This window comes from Puerhibacterium sp. TATVAM-FAB25, assembly GCF_046535855.1.
Classification (GTDB): domain Bacteria; phylum Actinomycetota; class Actinomycetes; order Actinomycetales; family Cellulomonadaceae; genus Puerhibacterium; species Puerhibacterium variabilis_A.
This window is the reverse complement of record NZ_JAXUAK010000003.1, coordinates 70202-89880: the sequence shown is the minus strand read 5'-3', so window position 1 is coordinate 89880 and position 19679 is coordinate 70202. Positions and strand designations below refer to the sequence as shown.

21 protein-coding genes are annotated in these 19679 nt (G+C 75.8%); 16 read left to right on the top strand and 5 right to left on the bottom strand.

Features of this window, described 5'->3' with window-relative positions:
• Positions 1 to 5 precede the first annotated feature (5 nt).
• Positions 6 to 407 (top strand): RidA family protein, encoded by a 402-nt coding sequence (locus tag U5M74_RS04445; protein ID WP_410906521.1) that lies wholly within the window; start codon positions 6 to 8, stop codon positions 405 to 407.
• Here U5M74_RS04445 and U5M74_RS04440 read toward each other — a convergent pair.
• Complete coding sequence (locus U5M74_RS04440) at positions 397 to 1317, bottom strand: DUF4349 domain-containing protein (protein ID WP_410906519.1); 921 nt, start codon at positions 1315 to 1317, stop codon at positions 397 to 399. The genes U5M74_RS04445 and U5M74_RS04440 overlap by 11 nt on opposite strands.
• A 198-nt stretch (positions 1318 to 1515) precedes the next feature.
• On the opposite strand from U5M74_RS04440, the gene U5M74_RS04435 reads away from it, so the two are divergent.
• The 8 genes from U5M74_RS04435 to U5M74_RS04400 all read left to right on the top strand — a co-directional run bounded on the left by U5M74_RS04435 (position 1516) and on the right by U5M74_RS04400 (position 10404).
• Positions 1516 to 2661 (top strand): ROK family protein, encoded by a 1146-nt coding sequence (locus tag U5M74_RS04435; protein ID WP_410906517.1) that lies wholly within the window; start codon positions 1516 to 1518, stop codon positions 2659 to 2661.
• A 199-nt stretch (positions 2662 to 2860) separates the two neighbouring features.
• Positions 2861 to 4168 carry an extracellular solute-binding protein gene (locus U5M74_RS04430; RefSeq protein WP_410906515.1) on the top strand — a complete coding sequence of 436 codons (1308 nt, stop codon included), beginning with the start codon at positions 2861 to 2863 and terminating at the stop codon, positions 4166 to 4168.
• A 98-nt stretch (positions 4169 to 4266) separates the two neighbouring features.
• Positions 4267 to 5220 (top strand): carbohydrate ABC transporter permease, encoded by a 954-nt coding sequence (locus U5M74_RS04425; protein ID WP_410906513.1) that lies wholly within the window; start codon positions 4267 to 4269, stop codon positions 5218 to 5220.
• Positions 5220 to 6140, top strand: a complete 921-nt coding sequence (locus U5M74_RS04420; RefSeq protein ID WP_410906511.1) for a carbohydrate ABC transporter permease — start codon at positions 5220 to 5222, stop codon at positions 6138 to 6140. The genes U5M74_RS04425 and U5M74_RS04420 overlap by 1 nt, the downstream gene beginning before the upstream one ends.
• Before the next feature lies 1 nt (position 6141).
• The gene (locus tag U5M74_RS04415; RefSeq protein ID WP_410906509.1) at positions 6142 to 7230 is read left to right on the top strand and encodes an ROK family protein; all 1089 of its coding nucleotides are present in this window, start codon (positions 6142 to 6144) and stop codon (positions 7228 to 7230) included.
• A 73-nt stretch (positions 7231 to 7303) separates the two neighbouring features.
• A complete protein-coding gene (gene nagB, locus U5M74_RS04410) occupies positions 7304 to 8086 on the top strand; it encodes a glucosamine-6-phosphate deaminase (protein WP_410906507.1) in 783 nt (260 codons plus the stop codon).
• A gap of 72 nt (positions 8087 to 8158) precedes the next feature.
• The gene (locus U5M74_RS04405; RefSeq protein ID WP_069982651.1) at positions 8159 to 8476 is read left to right on the top strand and encodes a DUF3039 domain-containing protein; all 318 of its coding nucleotides are present in this window, start codon (positions 8159 to 8161) and stop codon (positions 8474 to 8476) included.
• A gap of 146 nt (positions 8477 to 8622) precedes the next feature.
• The gene (locus U5M74_RS04400; RefSeq protein WP_410906862.1) at positions 8623 to 10404 is read left to right on the top strand and encodes a DEAD/DEAH box helicase; all 1782 of its coding nucleotides are present in this window, start codon (positions 8623 to 8625) and stop codon (positions 10402 to 10404) included.
• A gap of 61 nt (positions 10405 to 10465) precedes the next feature.
• Here the strand turns inward: U5M74_RS04400 and U5M74_RS04395 are convergent, their stop codons facing one another.
• The gene (locus tag U5M74_RS04395) at positions 10466 to 11848 is read right to left on the bottom strand and encodes a nicotinate phosphoribosyltransferase (protein WP_410906505.1); all 1383 of its coding nucleotides are present in this window, start codon (positions 11846 to 11848) and stop codon (positions 10466 to 10468) included.
• 158 nt (positions 11849 to 12006) lie between these two features.
• Between U5M74_RS04395 and clpS the strand changes: the two genes are divergently transcribed.
• The 5 genes from clpS (at position 12007) to U5M74_RS04370 (ending at position 15235) form a co-directional block, all read left to right on the top strand.
• Complete coding sequence (gene clpS / locus U5M74_RS04390; RefSeq protein WP_410906503.1) at positions 12007 to 12354, top strand: ATP-dependent Clp protease adapter ClpS; 348 nt, start codon at positions 12007 to 12009, stop codon at positions 12352 to 12354.
• A complete protein-coding gene (locus tag U5M74_RS04385; protein ID WP_410906501.1) occupies positions 12351 to 13070 on the top strand; it encodes a DUF2017 family protein in 720 nt (239 codons plus the stop codon). Before clpS ends, U5M74_RS04385 begins: the two co-directional genes overlap by 4 nt.
• Positions 13071 to 13168: 98 nt before the next feature.
• A complete protein-coding gene (gene murI / locus U5M74_RS04380) occupies positions 13169 to 13975 on the top strand; it encodes a glutamate racemase (RefSeq protein ID WP_410906499.1) in 807 nt (268 codons plus the stop codon).
• Entirely contained in the window at positions 13972 to 14820 is an 849-nt protein-coding gene (locus tag U5M74_RS04375) for an MBL fold metallo-hydrolase (RefSeq protein WP_410906497.1), read from the top strand. Before murI ends, U5M74_RS04375 begins: the two co-directional genes overlap by 4 nt.
• A 34-nt stretch (positions 14821 to 14854) precedes the next feature.
• Positions 14855 to 15235 carry a DUF3054 domain-containing protein gene (locus U5M74_RS04370; protein WP_410906495.1) on the top strand — a complete coding sequence of 127 codons (381 nt, stop codon included), beginning with the start codon at positions 14855 to 14857 and terminating at the stop codon, positions 15233 to 15235.
• Positions 15236 to 15252: 17 nt separating this feature from the next.
• Here U5M74_RS04370 and rdgB read toward each other — a convergent pair whose 3' ends face one another.
• Positions 15253 to 15951, bottom strand: a complete 699-nt coding sequence (rdgB, locus tag U5M74_RS04365; RefSeq protein WP_410906493.1) for an RdgB/HAM1 family non-canonical purine NTP pyrophosphatase — start codon at positions 15949 to 15951, stop codon at positions 15253 to 15255.
• Positions 15948 to 16694 (bottom strand): ribonuclease PH, encoded by a 747-nt coding sequence (rph, locus tag U5M74_RS04360; protein ID WP_410906491.1) that lies wholly within the window; start codon positions 16692 to 16694, stop codon positions 15948 to 15950. Before rph ends, rdgB begins: the two co-directional genes overlap by 4 nt.
• 47 nt (positions 16695 to 16741) lie before the next feature.
• On the opposite strand from rph, the gene U5M74_RS04355 reads away from it, so the two are divergent.
• Positions 16742 to 18388 (top strand): ABC-F family ATP-binding cassette domain-containing protein, encoded by a 1647-nt coding sequence (locus U5M74_RS04355; RefSeq protein WP_410906489.1) that lies wholly within the window; start codon positions 16742 to 16744, stop codon positions 18386 to 18388.
• A gap of 40 nt (positions 18389 to 18428) precedes the next feature.
• Here the strand turns inward: U5M74_RS04355 and U5M74_RS04350 are convergent, their stop codons facing one another.
• On the bottom strand, positions 18429 to 19001 hold the full coding sequence (locus U5M74_RS04350; protein WP_069982642.1) for an NUDIX hydrolase family protein: 573 nt from the start codon (positions 18999 to 19001) through the stop codon (positions 18429 to 18431).
• Between the two features lie 148 nt (positions 19002 to 19149).
• Here U5M74_RS04350 and trxA point away from each other — a divergent pair, with 148 nt between their 5' ends.
• Positions 19150 to 19548, top strand: coding sequence for a thioredoxin (gene trxA, locus U5M74_RS04345; protein WP_410906487.1), 399 nt, complete (start codon positions 19150 to 19152; stop codon positions 19546 to 19548).
• Positions 19549 to 19679 lie beyond the last annotated feature (131 nt).

Here is a 19679-nt window from a genome sequence, read left to right as displayed (position 1 = left end):
GCAGCATGACCAAGACCGCCGTCCGCACCACCGGGGCGCCCGCCCCCGCCCACACGTTCCACCAGGGCGTGCGCAAGGGGCCATTCGTCCAGGTGAGCGGCCAGGGGCCGCAGGACCCGGCGTCGGGCGAGTACCTGCACCCCGGCGACGTGGCGGCGCAGACCACGCGCACGCTGGAGAACGTCCGCGCGATCGTGGAGGCGGCCGGCGCGAGCTTCGACGACGTCGTGATGCTGCGGGTCTACCTCACCCGGCGCGAGGACTTCCCGGTGATGAACGAGGCCTACGGGGCGTTCGTCCAGGAGCACTGCCCGTCCGGCGTGCTGCCCAGCCGCACCACGGTGTTCGTGGGGCTGCCGCGCGAGGAGATGCTCGTGGAGATCGACGCCCTCGCGATCACGGGCTGACGGCGGGCTCGTCCGGCGCGCCGCGCCGGGCGCGCACCGCACGCGCGACGCCGCGCCCGGCGAGCGTCAGCACGCCCGCGACGGCGAGCCACGGCAGCACCGCGCCGAGCACCACCAGGACGGTGCGCGCCGTCACCACGAGGGCCGCCCAGCCCGCCGCCAGCCCGCCCGTGAAGCCGGCGCGCGTGGCGGCGGGCGCGGCGTCCGCGCCGGTCAGCCACACCTCGAGCGTGGACATCGCCACCTGGTCGCTCAGCGCGTCGCGCTGCGCCCGCAGCGCGTCGAGGTCCGCCTGCCGGTCGGCCAGCTCCTGCTCGACGGCGAGCAGGTCGGCGGTGTCGGCGGCGGAGCCCATGAGCTCGCGCAGGCGGGTCGTCGACGTCTCCAGCGCGGTGATCCGCGCGTCCAGGTCGCGCCCGGCCGCGGTGACGTCCTCCCTGCTGATGCTCACGTCGGCCACCTCGCCGAGGGTGCCGAGGGCCTCGACCGTGCTCGTCACCCGGTCGGCGGGGACGCGCACGGTGAGCCGGGCGCTCGCGGGCTCGCCGTCGGCGGCGCGCTGCTCGTCGCGCTGCTCGACGCGGCCGCCGGCCTCCTCGACCATCCGCGCGAGGTCCTGGGCCGCGGCCACCGGGTCGTCGGCGACGACGGTGGCCGTGCCGCGCGTGACGACCTCGCGGTCCTCGGCGGTCTCGCCCGCGCCGGCCATGCCGGTCCCGCCGCCCTCGTCGGCGGCGCCGCCCTCCGGCGCCGCGTCACCACCCGGCGCCGGCTCGGCGGCACCGCCCGCGCCGCGCTCCACCGAGGAGCTGTCGGCGTCGCCCGGCGACCCGGTGCAGCCCGCGAGGCCGAGCGCCAGGGCGGCACCCGCGAGGAGGGCGAGAACGGGGCGGCGGGCACGGCGGGCCATGCGCGTCACGCTAGCGGCGGCCCTGGCCCCGTCCGCAGGCCTCCGCGCGATGCGGCGCCCGATCGTGACCGGACCGTGCCGGGACCGTGACCGGGGCGGCATCCCGGCCGTCATACCCAGCATCCGCACGTAACGGTTCGGTGAACTGTGTCACACCGGGTCTCGACGCCGGACTGTTAGGACGCTTTACTAACAAACATGACGGCGACGACCGGTGTGAGCCGCCGGGCCCTGGGGCTCGGCCTGCGGGCGCGGTCCAAGGTGCTGCCCGAGCACACCCGCGCGCACAACCGGTCGATGGTGCTCCAGCACCTGTTTCACGCCGGCCCGACGTCGCGCGCCGACCTCGCCCGCGCCACCGGCCTGACCCGGGTGACGGTCTCCGACCTCGTCGCCGCGCTGCTGACCGAGGGGCTCGTCGAGGAGCTCGGCGTCCGCAAGGGCGGCGTCGGCAAGCCCGCGATGCTCGTCGGGATGCGCACCGAGGAGTTCCAGGTCGTCGCCCTCGACCTGTCGGACGAGGCCGTCGTGCGGGGCGCCGTCCTCACGCTCACCGCGGACGCGGTCGAGCGCCGCACGCTCGACGTCGCCGGCCGCACGGGCGACGACCTCGTGGACCTGGTGGCCGACTTCGCGCGCCTGCTGCTGGGCGACGCGACCCGCCCGGTGATCGGCGTCGGCCTCGGCTCCCCGGGCGTCGTCGACCCCGCCGGCCGCGTCGTCGAGGCGCCCAACCGCCGCTGGGCCGACCTGCCGCTCGCCGCGATCCTCACCGAGCGCCTCGGGCTGCCGGTGCACGTGGCCAACGACGCCGACACCGCCGCGCTGGGGGAGTACACCTACGGCGGCGCCGACGACGCGATGCTCGTGCTCACGGTCGGGCAGGGCGTCGGCGCCGGCATCATCCTCGACGGCGCCCGCGTGCACGGCGCCGGCAACGCGGCCGGCGAGCTGGGGCACGTGACCGTCGTCGACGACGGCGCGCCCTGCGCGTGCGGCCGGCGCGGCTGCCTCGAGACCCTGCTCGCGGTGCCGGCGCTGCGCCGGGCCGTCGCGGGGCTCGACGCCGACGCCGCCGACGACGTCCTGGCCGGCGTCGGGCGCGTGCTCGGCACGGCGCTCGCGCCCGTCGTCAGCGCGCTCAACCTCGGCGAGGTGCTGCTCAGCGGTCCGGCGGACCTGCTCGACGGCGCCCTGCGCGAGGCGACCACCCAGACCCTGCGCGACCGGACGATGCGCGCGGTGAGCGCGCACCTGCCGGTGCGCATGGCGACGTTGGACGAGGACGTGGTGCTCGCGGGCGCCGCCGTGCTCGTCCTCGCCGCGCAGCTGGGGGTGTCCTGACGGGCCCCGGCCCGCCGCACCCCCTGCGACCACCACCAGCACCACCCGCACCACCAGCACCACCTCGAGCTCCTCCGTCCCACCGGACCCGGCGCCACCCCACCGGGACCGGCGCACCACCCCTGAGATGCACCGCCACCCCACCCGGCGGGGTCGACGACGACGCCCGCCACCGCTCTCAGCGAGAGGAACCACCCCAGTGAAGAAGAACCGGGTCGCCGCCACCACGGTGGCGTCGACGATCACCCTGGCCCTCGCCCTCACGGCGTGCAGCAGCCCCGGCTCGGGCGGCACGTCCGACGACGCCTCCGGCGCCACCGCCGGCGGCGGTTCCGGCGACCTGCGTGTCTGGCTCGTCGGCACCGACACCCCGCAGGAGGCCCGCGACTACCTCAAGACGACGTTCGAGGAGGAGAACCCGGGCAGCACCCTGACCATCGAGGAGCAGGCCTGGGAGGGGCTGGTCGACAAGTACACGACCGCGCTGTCCGGCTCGGACAGCCCCGACCTCGTCGAGATCGGCAACACCCAGGCCGCCGCCTTCACCTCGGCCGGCGCGTTCGTCGACCTCACGGACCGGTACGAGGAGCTCGGCGGCGACGACCTGCTGCCCGGCTTCGTCGAGTCGGGGTCGTACGAGGACAAGTTCTACGCCGCCCCGTACTACTCCGGCGCCCGCGTGGTCGTGTACTCCACCGACGTCACCGGGGACACCCCGGTGCCCACGACGTGGGACGAGTACCTGGCCAACATCGAGAGCCTGGCCAGCGACACGGTCTCGGGCCTGTGGACGCCCGGCAAGGACTGGCGCAACGGCATGGCCTTCGTGTGGGCCAACGGCGGCGAGATCGCCACGCAGGAGTCCGACGGCAGCTGGTCCGGCGGCTTCTCCGAGCCCGCGGCGCTCGAGGGCCTCACGCAGCTGCAGAAGGTCATGACCACCGCGAACCTCGCCCCGGCCGACTCCGACGAGACCGACCCGCAGGTGCCGTTCTGCGCCGGCGAGATCGCCTACCTCGCCGCGCCGAGCTGGGTGCGCTGGTCCATCGCCGCGGCGGAGGACGCCGAGGCGCCCGGCTGCCTGTCCACCCTCGGCGCGGAGGACAAGCTGTCGGCCTTCGCCATCCCGGGCCAGGACGCCGGCTCGTACGCCCCGGTGCTCGCCGGCGGCTCGAACGTCGCCATCCCGGCCCGGTCCGAGCAGCAGGACCTGGCCTACGAGGCGCTCCAGATCATGCTGTCCGACGGCTACCAGGAGATCCTCGCCAACAACGGCCTGGTCCCGGCCAAGGTCTCGCAGGCGAAGTTCCTGCCGGACGACGCGTTCAGCCAGGCGTCCGCGGCCGCCGCCGCGGCGGCGAAGCTGACCCCCGCGTCGCCGAAGTGGGCCGACGTCGAGGCCTCCGGCATCCTCGAGGACTCGTTCGTCAAGCTCGCCCAGGGCGAGGACCCGGCCGCCGTCGCCGCGGCCCTCGACGCCGAGATCGAGGCCACGCTCAACGGCTGACCCCGTGCGGGGGTGGCGCCGCGGTGCCACCCCCGCCGGCCCCCGCCGGCCCCCGCCGGCCCCCGTCCGCCGTCCCGCCGCCGCCCTCGGAGACCCCCGTGACCGTCACCGCCCCTGCCGCCCCGGCCGCCACGCCGCTGGCCGGCGCCGGGCCGTCGCAGCGCGCGAGGAGATCCTCGCCGTTCCCGTACGCGCTGCTGGCCCCCGCGCTCGCCATCCTGCTCGTCCTCGTGGGCTGGCCCCTCGTCAACCTCGTCATCACGTCGTTCCAGCACTTCGGGCGGGAGCAGGCCTTCGGCCAGCCGCCCACCTGGGCCGGCGTGGAGAACTACCGCACGCTGCTGGCCGACGGCGAGTTCTACGCCGTGCTGCTGCGCAGCCTCGCCTTCATGGTCGCCGCCGTCGCCACGACCATGGTGCTCGGCACCCTGCTCGCGCTGCTGATGATGCGGCTGCGCACCGGCTGGCGGACCCTCGTGTCCGTCGGCCTGCTGCTCGCCTGGGCCATCCCCGCCCTGACCTCCGTCATGGTCTGGGGCTGGATGTTCGACTCGCAGTACGGCGTGGTCAACCACCTGCTGACGCAGCTCACGGGCACCAGCTGGCGGGGGCACTCGTGGCTCATCGACCCGCTGTCGTTCTTCCTGGTGCTCGGCCTCATCGTGGTGTGGATGGGCGTGCCGTTCATCGCCTTCACCATGTACGCCGGCCTCACCCAGGTGCCGGGCGAGGTGCTCGAGGCCGCCCAGCTCGACGGAGCGAACGCCCGCAGCCGCTTCTTCCTGGTCCAGCTGCCGTACGTGCGCCAGATCGTCATCGTGCTCACGGTGCTGTCGGTGATCTGGGACCTGCGGATCTTCGCGCAGGTCTACGCCCTGCAGGGCATCGGCGGCCTGTACGAGAAGACCTCGACCCTCGGCGTGTGGATCTACCAGGTCGGCACGGCCTCCGGCGACTACGGCATGTCCGCCGCGGCCGCCGTCGTCATGGTCGTGCTCATGCTCGTGCTGTCGTTCGGCTACGTGCGCCAGACGCTCAAGGAGGAGGACTGATGACCGTCGTCACCACCTCGCCCGCCCCCGTGCCCGTGCCGGGCCCCGTCGCCGCCGTCCGCCGCCGCACGGGCTCGCCGCGCCGGCGCGCGACCGAGGTCGTCCTCGCGGTCCTCGCCGTCGTGGTCTTCGTCTGCTCGGTGTTCCCCGTCTACTGGATGCTGCAGTCGTCGTTCCTGCCGACGAGCAAGATCCGCGCGACCGAGCCCACGTTCTTCCCGGGCGCCGACTTCACGCTGCGCAACTACGAGACGGTGATCTTCGCCGAGGACCGGGCGCAGTTCGTGCCGGCCCTGCAGAACTCCCTGGTCGTCACCTTCCTCACGCTCGTCATCGCCGTGGTGGTGGCGTTCCTCGCCTCGGTCGCCCTGGCCCGGTTCCGCTTCCGCGGCCGCCGGTCGTTCCTCGTGGCGGTGCTGGTCGTCCAGATGATCCCCGGCGAGGCCATGCTGCTGACCTACTTCCGGATGATCGACGGCTGGCAGCTGCTCAACACGATCGCGGGCCTGACGGTGCTGTACGTGGCCGCGGTGCTGCCCTTCACCATCTGGACGCTGCGCGGCTTCGTCGCCTCGGTGCCCGCCGAGCTCGAGGAGGCGGCGATGATCGACGGCTGCTCGCGGTCGCGGGCGTTCTGGAAGGTCACCTTCCCGCTGCTGGCGCCCGGCCTGGTGGCCACCGGCGTGTTCGCGTTCATCCAGGCGTGGAACGAGTTCGTGCTCGCCCTGGTGATCATGTCCCGCCCCGAGTCCATGACGCTGCCCGTGTGGCTGCGGACGTTCCAGCAGGCCACCAAGGCGACCGACTACGGTGCCCTCATGGCCGGGTCCATCCTCGTGGCGATCCCCGTGATCGTGTTCTTCCTCCTGGTGCAGGGCAGGATGACCGGCGGCCTCGTCGCCGGCGCGGTCAAGGGCTGACGTGCGCGACCTCGCCGACGCCGCGCCCGCCGCGGCCCCCGCGTCCGTGCCCGCCGCGTCCGGGCCCGCCGCCTCCGTGCCCGCCGCCTCCGTGCCCGCCGCCTCCGCGCCCGCGGGCGACGGCCGTCCCGCCGGGCCGGCCGTCGGCCTCGACATCGGCGGCACCAAGACGCTCGCCGCCCTGCTGAGCCCGGCCGGCGACGTCCTGGCGCAGGCGCGGGTGCCCAGCACGCCCGGGCCGGAGGGCGTCGTCGCCGGGGCGGTGCGGGCGGTGCGCGACGTCGTCGCCCGCGCCGACGGCGCCGGCGCCCTCGGGCCCCTGGCGGGCGTCGGCGTCGGGGTGCCCGGCATCGTCGACCCCGGCGCCGGCACGGTGCACCACGCCGTGAACCTCGGGCTGGGGGAGGAGCCGGTGGCGCTCGCCGACCGGCTGGCCGACGCGCTCGGCACCGGCGTCGTCGTGGAGAACGACCTCACCGTGGCCGCCGTCGGGGCGGCCCACCTCGTCCCCGACGACGGGCGCCCGGTGGACCTGGCCTACCTGTCGCTCGGGACGGGGCTCGCCGCCGGGCTGGTGCTCGACGGGCGGGTGCGGCGCGGCGCCGCGGGCGCGGCGGGGGAGATCGGGCACGTGCCGGTGGACCCGCAGGGCCCGCTGTGCGCGTGCGGGCAGCGCGGCTGCCTCGAGCTGTACGCGTCCGGCAGCGCGGTCGCGGCCCTGTGGCCCGCGCGCGGCGGTCGCCCCGCGCCGGTCGAGCTGTTCGAGGCCGCGGCCGCCGGCGACGCCGCCGCGGCCGCCGCCCGGGACCGCTACGCGGCGGCGGTGGCCGGCGCGGTGCGGGTGCTGGCGCTGTCCGTCGACGTGCGGCACGTGGTGCTCGGCGGGGGCGTGGCCCAGCTCGGCGCCCCCCTGCTCGACGCCGTGCGCCGCGCCCTCGACGCGCAGGCCGCCGCCTCGCCGTTCCTGCGCTCGCTCGGGCTGGCCGGGCGGGTGCGGCTCGCCCCCGACCACGTGCCCGTGGCGGCGGTCGGCGCCGCCGTCCTCGGCCGCGGCGCCCCCGCGCGCCCCGTAGCCCCTGTCACCCCGTAGCCCCCGTAGCCCCGTAGCCCCGCCCCCCGCCGCCCCGTCGAGCGGGCGGCCGACCTCCAGGAGGAGTCCCCGGATGGAAGTGATCATCGCCCCCGCCGCCGAGCTGGCGGTGCTGGCCGCGGACGCGATCGAGGCGCTGCTGCGCCGCCGGTCGGACGCCGTGCTGGGGCTGGCCACCGGGTCCAGCCCGCTGGCCGTCTACGACGAGCTGGCCCGCCGGCACGCCGAGGCCGGCCTGAGCTTCGCCCGGGCCCGCGGGTTCATGCTCGACGAGTACGTGGGCCTGCCGGCCGAGCACCCCGAGCGCTACCGCAACGTCATCGAGCGGGAGATCGCCGCGCGGGTGGGCTGGCCCGCCGAGCGGGTGCAGGGCCCCGACGGGCTCGCCGCCGACCTCGAGGGCGCCTGCGCGGCCTACGAGGCCGCGATCCGGGACGCCGGCGGGGTGGACCTGCAGCTGCTGGGCGTGGGCACCGACGGGCACGTCGCGTTCAACGAGCCCGGCTCCTCGCTGGCCTCGCGCACCCGGATCAAGACCCTGACGCGCCAGACCCGCGAGGACAACGCCCGGTTCTTCGACGGCGACGTCGAGGCGGTGCCGCACCACTGCCTGACCCAGGGGCTGGGCACGATCATGGAGGCGCGCCACCTGGTGCTGCTGGCCACCGGCCGGGGCAAGGCCGAGGCCGTGCACCGCGTCGTGGAGGGCGCCGTCTCGGCGATGTGGCCCGGCAGCGTGCTGCAGCTGCACCCGCACGTCACCGTGCTGGTCGACGACGCCGCCGCCAGCCGCCTGCAGCTGGCCGACTACTACCGCCAGACCTACGCCTCCAAGCCCGCCTGGCAGGGCCTCTGACGCGCCGGCGCCGGACCCGCGGGCAGGGCGGGCACACCGGGCGTGTCGGGCACGGGCCGTAGACTTCGGGGCATGAGTGATCCCCTCTCGGCCCCGTCCGCGCAGCCGTCCACGGACGACCCGACGGGCCCCGGCGCCGGCACGAGCCTGCTCGAGCGCGAGGAGACCCGCCAGGAGGTCGAGCCCGGCGACCACGAGCGCTTCGCGCACTACGTGCGCAAGGAGAAGATCATGGAGTCGGCGATGACGGGCAAGCCCGTCATCGCGCTGTGCGGCAAGGTCTGGGTCCCGGGCCGCGACCCGCAGAAGTTCCCGGTGTGCCCGATCTGCAAGGAGATCTACGACGGTCTCCGCGACCCGCAGGACGGCGAGGGCGACCAGGGCAAGTGAGCGCCGAGCCGCTGCCCGAGCCCGAGTCCGCCTTCGACCTCTTCGCCTCCGCCGCCACGCCGGAGGACGCCCGCGAGTCGCGCCCGGCCGCCGCGAGCACCGCCGCGAGCACCGCCGCGAGCACGACGACGGGCGCCGCCCGTCCGGTGCCGCAGACGCCGTCGTCGGCCGCCGCCTCCCAGCTGAGCCCGGCGTTCCCGCGCCGCGCCCCGTGGGGCACGGCGTCGAACCTGCGCGCCTGGCAGGCCGAGGCGCTCGAGCTGTACCGCGCCCGCGCGCCGCGCGACTTCCTCGCCGTGGCCACCCCGGGCGCCGGCAAGACGACGTTCGCGCTGCGCGTGGCCACCGAGCTGCTGGAGCAGGGGGTGGTGCGGCGGGTCACCGTCGTCGCGCCCACCGAGCACCTCAAGCACCAGTGGGCCGACGCCGCCGCGCGCGTGGGCATCCACATCGACCCGCAGTTCAAGAACAGCCAGGGCCGGCACGGCTCCCACTACGACGGCGTCGCGCTGACGTACGCGCAGGTGGCCGCCAACCCGGCGCTGCACCGGGCGCGCACCACCGCGGCGCGCACCTTGGTGATCCTCGACGAGGTGCACCACGGCGGCGACGCGCTGAGCTGGGGCGAGGCGGTGCGCGAGGCGTTCGAGGAGGCCACCCGCCGGCTGTCGCTCACCGGCACGCCGTTCCGCTCGGACACCAGCCCGATCCCGTTCGTCACGTACGAGGCCGACCGCGACGGCGTGCGCCGCTCCAAGGCCGACTACACCTACGGCTACGGCGACGCGCTGCGCGACCACGTCGTGCGGCCGGTGCTGTTCATGACCTACTCCGGCAGCATGCGCTGGCGCACCAAGGCGGGCGACGAGATCAGCGCCCGCCTCGGCGAGGCCATGACCAAGGACATGACCGCCCAGGCCTGGCGCACGGCGCTGGACCCGAACGGCGAGTGGATCCCGTCGGTGCTGGCCGCCGCGGACAAGCGCCTCACCGAGGTGCGGCGCAGCGTGCCCGACGCCGGCGGCCTGGTCATCGCGACCGACCAGACCGACGCGCGCGCCTACGCCGGGCACCTGGCCCGCATCACCGGCGTCAGCCCCACCGTGGTGCTCAGCGACGACGACGGGGCCAACGCCCGGATCGAGGAGTTCACCAGGAGCACGGACCGCTGGATGGTCGCGGTGCGCATGGTGTCCGAGGGCGTGGACGTGCCGCGCCTGGCCGTGGGCGTCTACGCCACCAGCGCCTCCACGCCGCTGTTCTTCGCCCAGGCGATCGGCCGGTTCGTGCGCGCCCGCAAGCGCGGCGAGACCGCGTCGGTGTTCCTGCCGTCCGTCGCGCCGCTGCTCGAGCTCGCCGGCGGCATGGAGATGGAGCGCGACCACGCGCTCGACCGGCCCAGGACGGCCGAGGAGGAGGGCGTCGACTACGACCCCGAGGCGGCGCTGCTCGCGGCGGCCAACCGCGAGGAGAAGGCCTCCGGCGACCTCCTGGGCTCGTTCGAGGCCCTCGAGGCGCAGGCCTCGTTCGAGGGCGTGCTGTTCGACGGCGGCCAGTTCGGCACGGGCGGCGACGTCGGGTCGGCCGAGGAGCTCGACTTCCTCGGCCTGCCGGGGCTGCTCGAGCCGGAGCAGGTGGCCACGCTGCTGCGCCAGCGGCAGGCCGAGCACCTGCGCGGCCGCGGCACGGCGCCGGCGCGCGAGATGACCGAGGCGGAGGCGGAGCTGGAGCACCGCCGCGCCGCCGCGCTGCGCAAGGAGCTCGCCAAGCTCGTGTCGGCGTGGGCGCGCAAGAGCAGCCGCCCGCACGGGTCGGTGCACAACGAGCTGCGCCGCCGCTGCGGCGGGCCGGAGGTGCCGCTGGCCACGGCGGACCAGCTCGAGGCGCGGGTCCAGATGGTGCGGGGCTGGTTCGTCGGCGCGAAGTAGGCCGCGCCGGCGGACCGGCCGACGACCGCCCGCCGCGCCCCGGGGCGCGGCGGGCGGCCCGTCAGGCGAGGTCCAGCTGCACCGTCGGGAGCGCGGGGTCGCCGGCGGAGAGCCGGCGGGCGCCGCGCGGCAGCTCCGCGCGGGAGCGCCGGTGCGTCTCGGCCGCCCGCCGCACGCCGTCGGCGCCGACGAACCGGGTGTCCACCTCGCCGTCGACCACGAGCGGCACCAGCAGCGGGCGCAGGTCCGCGGCGTCGGGGGACCAGCCCGCCACGGCCTCGTCCGGGCCGGTGACCAGCACCTCCTCGACGGCGCGGCCGTCGGGGTCGAGGCGGCGGGCGGCGCCCTTGCGCCCGCCCTGGCTCGTCTTGTTCGTCGAGGCCTTGGCCACCGGCCGCAGCGTGCCGGAGGAGTCCTCGCGCGCCACGAGCTTGTAGACCATGCCGCAGGTCGGCGCGCCCGAGCCGGTGACCAGCGACGTGCCGACGCCGTAGGAGTCCACCGGCACGGCGGCGAGCGACGCGATCGCGTACTCGTCGAGGTCGGAGGTCACGGTGATCCGCGTGTCCTTGGCGCCGAGCTCGTCGAGCTGGCGGCGCACCTCGACGGCCAGCACGCCGAGGTCGCCCGAGTCGAGCCGCACGGCTCCCAGGCCGGGGCCGGCCACCGCGACGGCGTTCTCGACGCCGCGGCGGATGTCGTAGGTGTCCACCAGCAGGGTGGTGCCGGTGCCGAGCGACGCGACCTGGGCGCGGAACGCCGCGACCTCGTCGTCGTGCAGCAGCGTGAACGCGTGCGCGGCGGTGCCGATGGTCGGCAGGCCGTAGCGCAGGCCGGCCTCGAGGTTGGAGGTGCCGGCGAAGCCGGCGACGACGGCGGCGCGCGCCGCCGCGACCGCGGCCTGCTCGTGCGCGCGGCGGGCGCCCATCTCCAGGCACGGCCGGTCGACGGCCGCGCTCGTCATGCGCGAGGCGGCCGAGGCCACCGCCGAGTCGTAGTTGAGGATCGACAGCACGAGCGTCTCGAGCAGCACCGCCTCGGCGAACGAGCCCTCCACCTGCAGCAGCGGGGAGCCGGGGAAGAACGTCTCGCCCTCGGCGTAGCCCGTGACGGTGCCGGTGAACCGGTAGTCGCGCAAGAACTCCAGGGTCCGGTCGTCGACCACGCCCGCCACGTCGAGGAAGGCCAGCTCGGCGTCCTCGAACCGGAAGTGCTCGAGCGCCTCCAGGACGCGGCCGGTGCCGGCGAGCACCCCGTACCGCCGGCCCGTGGGCAGGCGGCGGGTGAACACCTCGAACACGCAGCGCCGGTCGGCGGTGCCGTCGGCGAGCGCCGCCTGCAGCATCGTCAGCTCGTACTTGTCGGTCAGCAGCGCCGTCGACGGGCGCGGTGCGGGCGGCGCGGCCGCGGCCTGCGGTGCGGTCTCCCGGGCGAGGTCGGTCATCGGTACTCCCTGGTCGGTTCGGGGGCAACGTTAGGCCGGGCCGAGCGTCCTGGCCGGTCGGGGCGCGCCGCCGCCCGGGGGACGACCCGGCGGTAGGCCCTCGGGCACCGGGGTCCGGCCCCTCCGGCGGGCGCGCGCCGTCCGCGTAGCCTGAGGGGGTGAGCGTGACGACGGCCCGACCCGAGACCGCCGAGGAGACGACCACCGAGCCCGCGGCCGGCATCGCCGACCCCTGGGTGACGATCGTCTGGAACGACCCGGTGAACCTGATGACGTACGTGACGTACGTCTTCGAGGAGTACTTCGGCTACCCGCCGGCGAAGGCGCGCCAGCTCATGCTGCAGGTGCACCGGGAGGGGCGGGCGGTCGTGTCGACCGGTCCGCGCGAGCGGATGGAGGTGGACGTGCAGGCCATGCACTCCTACGGCCTGTGGGCCACGATGCAGCGCTCCGGCCAGGGCGGCGCGGGCGGCCCCGACGGCGCGGTCGAGGGGGCGGGCGCGTGACCCCGTTCCGCGCGACCCCCGACGGCTACGAGGCGCACTGGGAGGAGGCCGAGCGGACGGTCCTCGCCGAGGTCGCCCGCGAGGTGGCCGCGCTGCTGCGCGACCAGGCCGGCCTGCCCGAGGGCGAGGACGACCCGCTCGGCGCGCTGTCCGCGACGACGCAGTCCACCGGCACGGCGCGCGAGCCGGAGGACCCGGCCGCGCTGCGCTTGCTGCCCGACGCGAGCCGGGACGACGCCGAGGTGTCCGCCGAGTTTCGCCACCTCACGCAGACCGACCTCGCCGCGGCGAAGGTCCGGGCGCTGCAGACGTTCGCCGACCTCGTCGACACCGAGCGCGACGAGGAGTGGCCCGCGTGGGCCGACGACGCGCCCGGCGCCGCCGGCCGCCTCGGGGACGACGCGGACGACGCCGGCGACGACGGGGTGGTGGCCGTGGGCCGGGACGAGGCGCGCGACGTCGCCGCGGCGCTCACCGACATGCGGCTCGTCATCGCCCAGCGGCTCGGGCTCGACACCGACGAGGACGTCGAGCAGATGCACGACCTCGTGGTCGCCGACGCCGTCGACGACGACCCGGTGCGGGGCCTCGACGCCGACACGCGCCGGTACTGGGGCGGCGTCTTCGTCGCCGCCGGCTTCGCGCAGGAGTCGCTCGTCGAGGCGATGCTCGACGACCTGCGGGCGCGGCGGCGCAGCGGCGACGACCAGCGCTGAGCGGGCACCGGGCGCCCGCGGCGGCTGTGGTCGGCGACACCGTGGCGCTCACCACGACACCCGTTCCTGACAGACCGTCAGGGCTAGGCTTGCCGATCGTGAACGACGCGCCCATCGGGATCTTCGACAGCGGCGTCGGTGGGCTGACCGTCGCGCGCTCGATCCTCGACCAGCTGCCCCACGAAGAGCTGCTCTACATCGGGGACACCGCCAACTCGCCGTACGGGCCCAAGCCGCTCGCCGCGGTGCGCGCCATGGCGCTCGCCGTCATGGACCAGCTCGTCGACGACGGCGTGAAGATGCTGGTCATCGCCTGCAACTCGGCCACCGCCGTGGCCCTGCCGGACGCCCGCGAGCGCTACTCGGTGCGCCGCGGCATCCCCGTCGTCGAGGTCATCCGCCCGGCCGCGCGCCGGGCGGTGGTCACCTCCCGCACCGGGCGCATCGGCGTCATCGGCACCCAGGCCACCGTCGGGTCGCGCGCCTACGACGACGCGTTCGCCGTCACCCCGGGCCTGACGATCACCACCCAGGCGTGCCCGGAGTTCGTGCCGCTGGTGGAGGAGGGCATCACCTCCGGGCCCAAGGTCATGGAGGTGGCGCACCGCTACCTCGACCCGGTCCGCGACGCCGGCGTCGACACCCTCGTGCTGGGCTGCACGCACTACCCGCTGCTGACCGGGGCGATCTCCTACGTCATGGGCGAGGACGTCACGCTGGTGTCCAGCGCGGAGGAGACCGCCAAGGACGTCTACCGCAACCTGGTGGCGCACGGGCTGGAGCGCTCGCCCGAGGCCGGGCCGCCGCAGCACCGGTTCATGGCCACGGGCAGCCCCGAGCCGTTCGAGCACCTGGCCCGCCGCTTCCTCGGCCCCGAGGTCAACGTCGTGGAGCCGGTGCGATGAGGCTCGTCACCGTCGGGGTCGCCGGGTCGTTCCCGGGACCCGACTCGCCCGCCTCCTGCTACGTCGTGCAGGTCCCCGCCGCCGACGTCGCCGCGTCGCCCGGGCTCGTCGCCGCCGGGGTCGAGGCGCGCGACTGGACCGTGGTGCTGGACCTGGGCAACGGCGGCCTCGGCGCCCTGCAGCGGCACGTCGACCCGTCGGACGTCGACGCGGTGGCCCTCAGCCACCTGCACCCCGACCACTGCAGCGACCTGTCCGGCCTGTACGTCTACCTGCGCTACCACCCGGCGCGCGGCTCGCACCGCACCGGCGTCGACCCGCATCTGCCGGTGATCGGGCCGGCCGCCGTCGCCGAGCGCGCCCACGCCATGTACGGCATGGAGCCCGGCGAGACCATGGACGGCGTCTTCGCGTTCCGCACGTGGACCGCGGGCCGGGCCGTGCAGGTCGGGCCGCTGACGATCACCCCGTACCGCGTGTTCCACCCCGTGGAGGCCTACGGGCTGCGGGTCGCCGGGCCGTCGTCGGTGCGGCCGGGGGAGACCGTGACGCTGGCGTACACCGGCGACACCGACCTGTGCGACGGCGTCGTCGAGCTCGCCCGCGGCGTCGACCTGCTGCTGTCCGAGGCCGCCTTCGAGGAGGGCCGCGACGACGGCGTCGAGCCGGGGATCCACCTCACGGGCCGCCGCGCCGGCCAGGTGGCCGCCCGTGCCGAGGCGAAGCGGCTCGTGCTCACCCACCTGCCCGCGTGGTCGGACCCGCGGGTGGCGCTCGCCGAGGCCCGCGGCGAGTACGGTGGCCCCGCCGAGGTCGCGGCCACCGGCAACGTCTACGAGCTGTGACGGCTGCCGCCGCGAGCTCTGGGAGGATCGCCCCGTGACCCAGCCCGTGCGCCCCGTGTGGCCCGCCGTCGTCTGCGACGTCGTGTGCGTCGCCGTCTTCACCCTCGTCGGCACCCTCAACCACGGCTCCGCCACGTCCGTCGGCCACGTCGCCGTGGTCGGGTTGCCCTTCCTCGTCGCGCTGGCCGTGGGCTGGCTCGCCGCCCGCGCCTGGCGCGGCCCGGCGCAGGTCTGGCCGACGGGCGTGGCGGTCTGGGTGGCCACCGTCGTGGGCGGGCTGCTGCTCCGCCCCGTCTTCGGCGGCGGGTTCGCCGTGTCGTTCGCCGTGGTGACCGCGGTGTTCCTGGGCGTGACGATGCTGGGCTGGCGCGCGACGGACGCCGTCGCCCGCCGCCGGGCGGCCGCGCGGTCCTGAACCTCCGCTCTGCGGCGTCAGGCCTCGAGCGCGGCCGCGACCTGCGGGGCCAGCAGGCGGAACGCCTTGCCCCGGTGGCTGATCGCGTTCTTCTCCGCCGGCGTCAGCTCGGCCGAGGTGCGGGTCCCCGGCCGGCCGTCGGCGTCGGCCGGCTGCTCGTCGGGCACGTGGATCGGGTCGTAGCCGAAGCCGTTCTCCCCGCGCGGGGCGTCGACCAGGTACCCGGGCATCTCGCCGAGGCACACCTCCTCGCGCCCGTCGGGGGTGACCAGCGCGGCGGCGCAGACGAACGCGGCGCGCCGGTGCTCGGGCGCGCGGATCGCGGAGATCTGGGCGAGCAGCAGCTCGAGGTTCGCCGTGTCGTCGCCGTGGCGGCCGGACCAGCGGGCCGAGAAGATCCCCGGCGCCCCGCCGAGGACGTCGACCGCGAGGCCGGAGTCGTCGGCGACGGCGGGCAGCCCGCTCGCGGCGCACAGCGCGCGCGCCTTGATCAGGGCGTTCTCCGCGAAGCTCAGCCCGTCCTCGACCGGCTCGGGTGCGCCCAGCTCGCCGGCGGTCACGACGGCGCCGTCCGGCAGGGTGTCCAGGCCGGGCTGGGCGCGCAGGATGGCGACGAGCTCCGTGAGCTTGCCGCGGTTGTGCGTGGCCAGCACCAGGCGGGCGCCGTCCGGCACCGTGAGTGCGGCGCCCGCGGTCGTGGTCCCGCCGCCGGTCATCGGACGAGCTCCGCGGCGAGCGCGTCACGCTGCAGCTGGGCGAGCTCGGCGTTGCCGGCCAGCGCCAGGTCCAGCAGCACGTTCAGCTCGTCGCGGTCGAACGGGGCGTGCTCGGCGGTGCCCTGCACCTCCACGAAGGTGCCGGAGCCGGTGACGACGACGTTCATGTCGGTCTCGGCGCGCACGTCCTCGACGTAGGGCAGGTCGAGCATCGGGGTGCCGTCGATGATGCCGACGCTCACGGCCGACACCGAGTCGGTGAGCACCGGCTTGCCGCCGGTGATGTGCCCGTGCCGCTGGCCCCACGCGACGGCGTCGGCCAGCGCGACGTACGCGCCGGTGATGGCCGCCGTGCGGGTGCCGCCGTCGGCCTGCAGCACGTCGCAGTCGAGCACGATGGTGTTCTCGCCGAGCGCCGCGACGTCGATGACCGCGCGCAGCGACCGGCCGATCAGCCGGGAGATCTCGTGGGTGCGGCCGCCCACGCGGCCCTTGACCGACTCGCGGTCCGAGCGCGTCGACGTCGCGCGCGGCAGCATCGCGTACTCCGCGGTGACCCAGCCCTCGCCGGAGCCCTTCTTCCAGCGCGGGACGCCCTCGGTGAACGAGGCGGCGCACAGCACCCGCGTGCGGCCGAACTCCACCAGCACGGAGCCCTCGGCGGCGTCGAGCCACCCCCGGGTGATGGTCACGGGGCGCAGCTGGTCGGGGGTGCGCCCGTCGGCGCGGAGGATCTCGGTCATGCGGCCACCCTAACGGCGGCCCCCGACGCGCCCCGTAGGGTTGTGGGGTGCACCTCGTCGCCTCCGACCTCGCGTTCGCCTACCCGGGCCGGCAGGTGCTCGAGCACGTCGCCCTGCGGGTGTCCGACGGCGTGCGCCTCGGCGTGGTGGGGGAGAACGGCTCCGGCAAGTCGACCTTGCTGCACCTCCTGGCCGGCGACCTGCAGCCGCGCAGCGGCGAGGTGCGCCGCCAGGGGACGGTCGCGCTCGTCGAGCAGGAGCTCACGCCCGCCCCGGGGCAGACCGTCGGCGACGTCGTGGAGGCCACGCTCGCCGGCGTGCGGCAGGTCGCCGCGGAGCTGGAGGCCGCCGCCGCGGCGTTCGACCACGACGCCGGCGACCTGGGCGAGCTGTCCGGCCTGCTGGCCCGCGCCGAGCACCTCGAGGCCTGGGACGCCGACCGGCGCGTCGACGAAGCCCTGACGCGCCTCGGCGCCGAGCGGGACCCGGACCGTGCGCTGGAGACCCTGAGCGTCGGCCAGCGCTACCGCGTGCGCCTGGCCTGCCGCCTCGCCGAGCGCAGCGACCTGCTGCTGCTCGACGAGCCGACCAACCACCTCGACGACGCCGCGATCGCGTTCCTGACCGCCGAGCTGCGGGCGTGGCGCGGCGGCGTCGTGCTGGTCACCCACGACCGCGAGCTGCTCGACGACGTCGCCACGGCGATCCTCGACCTCGACCCGTCGATGGACGGCCGCCCCGTGCTCTACGGGCAGCCCGGCTACCTGTCCTACCGGTTCGCCAAGTCCCAGGCGCTGCACCGCTGGCGCCAGCGCTACCGCGCCGAGCGCAAGCGCGCGGCGCTGCTCGCGGAGCGCCTCGACGCCTCCTACGAGGGGCTGTCGGACGCGTGGCGCCCGCCCAAGGGCTCGCAGAAGCACCGGCGCGGCACGCGCGCCCGCATCCACGTCAAGGCCGCCGACCGGCTCATCGAGCGGCTCGAGGCCGAGGCGGTCGAGGTGCCCACGCCGCCGAAGGAGCTGGCGTTCCCCGACCTGCCGGCGATGTCGCCGGGCTGGAACCCGGCCGAGCCGCTCGTCGAGCTGCGCAACCCGCGCGTCGTGGCGCCCGACGGCGCCGTGCGCCTCGACCTGCCGGGCACCCGTGTCGCGGTCCCGCCGTCCGGCCGCCTGCTCGTGGTCGGGCCGAACGGCACCGGCAAGTCCACGCTGCTGGCGGCCCTCGCCGGCCGGCTGCCGCTGGACCGCGGCACGCGCACCGCCGTCGACGGCGTGCGCGTCGGCGTCGTCGGGCAGGAGAACGGGCCGATCGTGGGCCGGGGGCTCGACGACCCGGCCACGCTCACCGGCTTCGACGCCGCCGCCAACGAGGCGCTGGCGCTGCTCTCGCGCGGGCAGCTCGACCCCGCGTACGTGGTGCCGGTGGCCGCCCTGGGCCTGCTGCCCGAGGACGACCTCGACCGCCCGCTGTCCGAGCTGTCGGCCGGGCAGCGGCGGCGGTTCGAGCTGGCCCGCACGCTGGTGGCCGCGCCGCACCTGCTGATCCTCGACGAGCCGACCAACCACCTGAGCATCGACCTGGTCGACGAGCTCACCCGGGCGCTGGCGCGCACGGCGGCGGCCGTCGTCGTCGCCACGCACGACCGGCGCATGCGCGCCGACCTGGCCGACTGGCCGGTGCTCGGCCTGGGCTGAGGCGCCCGGTCGAGGGCCGCCCCTCGGCGGCCCGGGCGGGTCAGGCCAGCCGGCCCACCCAGGCCATCGCCTGCTTGACCAGCACCCCGCGGCCGCCCTGGAACTCGGCCTGCACCACGTCGCTGCACGCCTCCTCCGGCGTGAGCCACGCGAGGTCGAGCGCGTCCTGCTGCGGGCGGCAGTCGCCGCCCACCGGGACGACGTAGGCCATCGAGACCGCGTGCTGGCGCGGGTCGTGGAACGGCGTGATGCCCGGCGTGGGGAAGTACTCGGCCACCGTGAAGGGCTGCGGCGAGGCCGGCACCTGCGGCAGCGCGACGGGACCCAGGTCCTTCTCGATGTGCCGCAGCAGGGCGTCGCGGATGCGCTCGTGGTACAGCACGCGGCCCGAGACCAGGGACCGCGTCAGGCCGCGCGGGCCCATCCGCAGCAGCAGGCCGACGGCGACCACGTCGCCGGACTCGTCCACCCGCACGGGCACGGCGTCCACGTAGACCAGCGGCAGCTGCGCCCGCACGACGGCGAGGTCCTCCGGCGTCAGCCAGCCCGCCGGGCGGGGGTTGTCGGGGCGCCAGTCGTCGGGCGGGTCGGGGAGCTCGGCGGTGTCGGTCACGGGACCATTGCTACCAGATCCGCCCCGCGGAGCCCGGGTCATGCGGCCGGGGCGTCCGCTCGACAGGTTGCTGCGGGCGACCTGCCACCGGGAATACCCCGGCACGCCGGGGCGCTGTGCCAAGGGAACCCGACGAGAGGACTGGCTCATGGCCACGGTGGAGCTGACCGACGACACCTTCGAGAAGACCGTCACCGAGAACGACATCGTGCTGGTCGACTTCTGGGCCGACTGGTGCGGCCCGTGCAAGATGTTCGCGCCGATCTACGAGAAGTCGTCCGAGTCGAACCCCGAGGTGGTCCACGCCAAGCTGGACACCGAGGCGCACCAGCGGATCGCCGCCGCGGCCGGCATCACCGCCATCCCGACGCTCATGGCCTTCCGCGAGGGCGTGCTCGTCTTCAACGAGGCCGGCGCGCTGCCGGGGCCGGCCCTGCAGCAGGTGGTCGACGCGGTGAAGAACCTCGACATGGACGAGGTGCGCCAGGCGATCGCCGCGCAGAGCAACGGCACGCCGCACGAGCACGGGGACGCGCCGCAGGCCTGACGGCCGCTTCGCAGGTCCGGCCGCAGGCCTGACGGCTGCCGGCCGCGCCGCCCGGGACCCGCGAGTCGACGAGGGGCCCCGCACCTGTGGGTGCGGGGCCCCTCGCCGTGCGCCTCGTCGTACGCGTGGCG

Coding starts and splice junctions, on each gene's coding strand:
- U5M74_RS04445 (WP_410906521.1), top strand. CDS start 6: ATGACCAAGACCGCCGTCCGCACCACCGGGGCGCCCGCCCCCGCCCAC.
- U5M74_RS04440 (WP_410906519.1), bottom strand. CDS start 1,317: ATGGCCCGCCGTGCCCGCCGCCCCGTTCTCGCCCTCCTCGCGGGTGCC.
- U5M74_RS04435 (WP_410906517.1), top strand. CDS start 1,516: ATGACGGCGACGACCGGTGTGAGCCGCCGGGCCCTGGGGCTCGGCCTG.
- U5M74_RS04420 (WP_410906511.1), top strand. CDS start 5,220: ATGACCGTCGTCACCACCTCGCCCGCCCCCGTGCCCGTGCCGGGCCCC.
- nagB (WP_410906507.1), top strand. CDS start 7,304: ATGGAAGTGATCATCGCCCCCGCCGCCGAGCTGGCGGTGCTGGCCGCG.
- U5M74_RS04405 (WP_069982651.1), top strand. CDS start 8,159: ATGAGTGATCCCCTCTCGGCCCCGTCCGCGCAGCCGTCCACGGACGAC.
- U5M74_RS04395 (WP_410906505.1), bottom strand. CDS start 11,848: ATGACCGACCTCGCCCGGGAGACCGCACCGCAGGCCGCGGCCGCGCCG.
- U5M74_RS04375 (WP_410906497.1), top strand. CDS start 13,972: ATGAGGCTCGTCACCGTCGGGGTCGCCGGGTCGTTCCCGGGACCCGAC.
- rdgB (WP_410906493.1), bottom strand. CDS start 15,951: ATGACCGGCGGCGGGACCACGACCGCGGGCGCCGCACTCACGGTGCCG.
- rph (WP_410906491.1), bottom strand. CDS start 16,694: ATGACCGAGATCCTCCGCGCCGACGGGCGCACCCCCGACCAGCTGCGC.
- trxA (WP_410906487.1), top strand. CDS start 19,150: ATGGCCACGGTGGAGCTGACCGACGACACCTTCGAGAAGACCGTCACC.